Source organism: Paenarthrobacter sp. CM16, assembly GCF_013179505.1.
Lineage (GTDB): Bacteria > Actinomycetota > Actinomycetes > Actinomycetales > Micrococcaceae > Arthrobacter.
This window is the reverse complement of sequence record NZ_JABMCX010000394.1, coordinates 1-3,452: the sequence shown is the minus strand read 5'-3', so window position 1 is coordinate 3,452 and position 3,452 is coordinate 1. Positions and strand designations below refer to the sequence as shown.

General features: G+C 62.4%; 4 protein-coding genes. 1 reads left to right on the top strand and 3 read right to left on the bottom strand.

The annotated features are described in order from the left end of the window. Window positions 1–770 (top strand): transglutaminase family protein (locus tag HP499_RS22320; protein ID WP_253951744.1); only part of this gene is annotated, 770 nt, incomplete at its 5' end. Here HP499_RS22320 and HP499_RS22315 read toward each other — a convergent pair. The 3 genes from HP499_RS22315 to HP499_RS22305 all read right to left on the bottom strand — a co-directional run. Then, window positions 767–1,234 carry a MarR family winged helix-turn-helix transcriptional regulator gene (locus HP499_RS22315; RefSeq protein WP_172326280.1) on the bottom strand — a complete coding sequence of 156 codons (468 nt, stop codon included), beginning with the start codon at window positions 1,232–1,234 and terminating at the stop codon, window positions 767–769. The genes HP499_RS22320 and HP499_RS22315 overlap by 4 nt on opposite strands. Next, a complete protein-coding gene (locus HP499_RS22310) occupies window positions 1,234–2,358 on the bottom strand; it encodes an LLM class flavin-dependent oxidoreductase (RefSeq protein ID WP_089595478.1) in 1,125 nt (374 codons plus the stop codon). The genes HP499_RS22315 and HP499_RS22310 overlap by 1 nt, the downstream gene beginning before the upstream one ends. Window positions 2,359–2,509: 151 nt before the next feature. Beyond that, window positions 2,510–3,452 (bottom strand): efflux RND transporter permease subunit (locus HP499_RS22305; protein ID WP_172326279.1); only part of this gene is annotated, 943 nt, incomplete at its 5' end.

Genomic DNA, 3,452 nt, shown 5'->3' with positions numbered 1-3,452 from the left:
CCGCAGCCAACACCAAAGTGGCCATGGCCATAGCCGTGGCCCGGAATACCGGCTACCACTCAGTAGCCGAAACCCTGTCCATCACCTCAGGGGGTGACCAGCTTCCGTTTGCCGAACTCAGCGACCACCATGGCGGCCGCTTCCATTACCTGGAGTTCACGGAGCCCAGTGAAGTGACCGTGGAGTATCAGGCCACTGTCCACGGCGTCGGCCTTCCGGAAACGTCCACTCCCATGGAATTGATCCGCTACGTCCGGCCCAGCAGGTACGCGGAGTCCGACAGGCTGTTGCCTACTTCCTATGCCGAATTCGGCTCCTTGCAGGGAGCTGAGCTGCTCCAGGCGGTCCGCGACTGGGTCAACGGCGAACTTCGCTACGTCAGCGGTTCGTCGAGGGGTACTGATGGTGCCGTGGAAACGTTGCTCCACCGCAAGGGAGTATGCCGCGATTTTGCCCATCTGGCGATCGCCCTGTTGAGGGCCAAGGACATTCCTGCCCGGCTCGCGGCTGTCTACGCTCCGGGTTTGAGCCCCATGGATTTCCATGCCGTGGCCGAAGCCTGGATTGACGGAGCCTGGTACATTATCGATCCCACGGGACTGGCACCGCGCGAATCCATGCTGAGGATCACCGCTGGACGGGATTCCTCGGACACGGCGTTCCTCTCCACAGTGGGTGGCAGCCTGACCCTGAAGACCCTCAAGGTCAGTGCCTCTATCAATGGCGAGCTCCCGGTAGAGGATCTACGGGAGCTCGTCAGCCTTCGTTAGTGTCCCGCCACGGACGCGCGCAGTTTTTCGGTCAGCCGGAGCAGTTCGCGCTGCTCCTCGGGTGTGAGCGCGGGTCCCACCAAGTGCGCGATGTCCCGCACGTGTTCGCGTCCAATGGCCTTTTGAAGCTCGCTGCCTGCTTCGGTGAGTGAGAGCAGTACTCCGCGGCCGTCGTCGGGAGCTGCTGTCCGCTCCACCAAGCCGCGCTTCTCCAGGCGATCCACCAGCCGGCTCAGGCTCGACTGGCTCAGCAGAACCTTGTCATTGATCTCATTGAGCCGGAGCTGGCCGGAAGGGCACTTGGACAATGTGAAAAGGACGTCGTATTCCTTGACGGGCAGGGTCTTGAAAGCCGGACCTGACTGAAGTTTCCGCATCACCGCCACCTGGGAGCGGAACAGCGACTCCCAGGTTTCGGCGGCGAGGCGAACGGCGGAGGATGCCGCGCCCGTTGGACCGGACATCAGGCGTCCTGCCCCGCGGCACCTGCAGTAGCGGATTCGCTGACCTTTTCCTCCAGTGCCGCGGCCACGCGGGACGCGTGGGTGGGAGCATCAGGTACATGGGCCGGCTTCATGGCAGCGTATTCCTTGCGGAGGACGGGAAGGACTTCCTCTCCGAAGAGGTCCAACTGCTCCAGGACGGTTTTCAAGGGAAGACCGGCGTGGTCGATCAGGAACAGTTGGCGCTGGTAGTCGCCGAAGGCCTCACGGAAAGTCAGCGTCTTTTCGATGACTTCCTGGGGGCTTCCCACGGTCAACGGAGTCTGGGAGGTGAAGTCTTCCAAGGACGGTCCGTGTCCGTAGACCGGTGCGTTGTCGAAGTACGGGCGGAATTCCTTCACCGCGTCCTGGGAGTTCTTCCTCATGAAGAACTGACCGCCAAGGCCCACGATTGCCTGGTCTGCCTTGCCGTGTCCGTAGTGCTCGTAACGCTCGCGGTAGAGCCCGATCAGCTGCTGGTAGTGCTCCTTGGGCCAGAAGATGTTGTTGGCAAAGAAGCCATCACCGAAGTACGCGGCAACTTCCGCGATCTGGGGCGTGCGGATGGAACCGTGCCAGACGAACGGGGCGACGCCGTCGAGCGGGCGTGGCGTGGAGGTAAAGTTCTGCAGCGGTGTGCGGAACTTACCGGACCAGTTGACGGTGTCCTCATCCCACAGCTTGCGCAGCAGGCTGTAGTTTTCGATGGCGAGCTCTACGCCGTCCTGGATGTTCTTGCCAAACCACGGGTAGACCGGCGCGGTATTGCCACGGCCAAGAACCAGGTCCACGCGGCCGTCGGAGAGGTGCTGCAGCATCGCAAAGTCTTCAGCAATCTTCACTGGATCATTGGTGGTGATCAGCGTGGTGGCCGTGGAGAGCGTGATGCGCTCGGTCTGGGCTGCGATGTAGGCCAGCGTGGTGGTGGGGGAGGAGGAGAAGAACGGCCGGTTGTGGTGCTCGCCAAGGGCGTAGACATCCATGCCGATTTCTTCAACTTTTTTGGCGATCGCGACGGAGGCCTTGATGCGTTCGTTCTCCGTAGGCGTGCGGCCTGTGGTGGGGTCAGTGGTGATGTCACTGACGCTGAATACGCCGATCTGCATGATGTGCCTTTCTCCCTGCCCGAGGTCCCGGGCTCTTTCAACAGTGTACCTCAAACTAGATGCATTTGCATGTATCGATACCTGTAACAGGGCAGGGCCGGGAATTGTTCCCGGCCCTGCCCTGTCCTATGGAGTCTTTCGGAGGTGGCTGCTATTCGCTGGGATTATGGGCAGCGCGGCGGCCCTTGACCCGGGGAATCATGCCGGTGGTCCAATCCTGGAACTCATCGGAGGTACTGCTGGCCGCACTGCCGCCGTGGCCGTCGGACGCGCCATTTCCGGACGTGGGTGCCGGCTTGTCCTGCAGGGCTTTGAGCAGGTCCTTCTTCTCCCTGCGTCCCTCCACCAGTTTGTAGAGGACAGGGACCAGCACCAAAGTCAATGCAGTGGAGGAGACCAGCCCACCGATCACCACGATGGCCAGGGGCTGTGAGATGAAGCCGCCGCCGCCAGTGAGTCCCAAGGCCATGGGAGTCAGCGCGAACACAGTGGCCAACGCCGTCATCAGGATGGGGCGGAGCCGCTGGCGCGCGCCGTGCGTGATGGCGTCCGCCACGTTCATGCCCGGGCTGCCGTCATGGGGTTTGCGGTACTGGTTGATGAGGTCGATCAGCACAATGGCGTTGGTCACCACGATGCCCACCAGCATCAGCATGCCGATCAGCGAGGGCAGGCCCAGCGGAACACCGGTCACCAGAAGCAAGCCCACTGCGCCCGTAGCGGCGAAAGGAACCGATACCAGCAGGATCAACGGCTGGATGAGCGACTTGAACGCTGCCACCATGATCACATATACGATCGCGATGGCTGCCAGCAAGGCCAGGCCCAATTGTCGGAAGGACTCCGCCTGCTGGGTAGTAGCCCCTCCGATCGTGGCAGTGACTCCGGCCGGAAGCTCCACTGACGCCAAGCGCTCCTGGACTGCGGTGCTCACGCTGCCGAGGTTGGAACCCGACGGCGTCACCGTCACCCGTGCTGTCCGCTGGCCGTTGCTGCTGGTGATGGAGACGGGAGTGTCAACCTGTTCGACGGCGGCGATGGACTCCAGCGCCACCCCGCCACGTGCTGTGGGCAGTTGAAGCGCACGGACCGAG

Coding starts and splice junctions, on each gene's coding strand:
- HP499_RS22310 (WP_089595478.1), bottom strand. CDS start 2,358: ATGCAGATCGGCGTATTCAGCGTCAGTGACATCACCACTGACCCCACC.
- HP499_RS22315 (WP_172326280.1), bottom strand. CDS start 1,234: ATGTCCGGTCCAACGGGCGCGGCATCCTCCGCCGTTCGCCTCGCCGCC.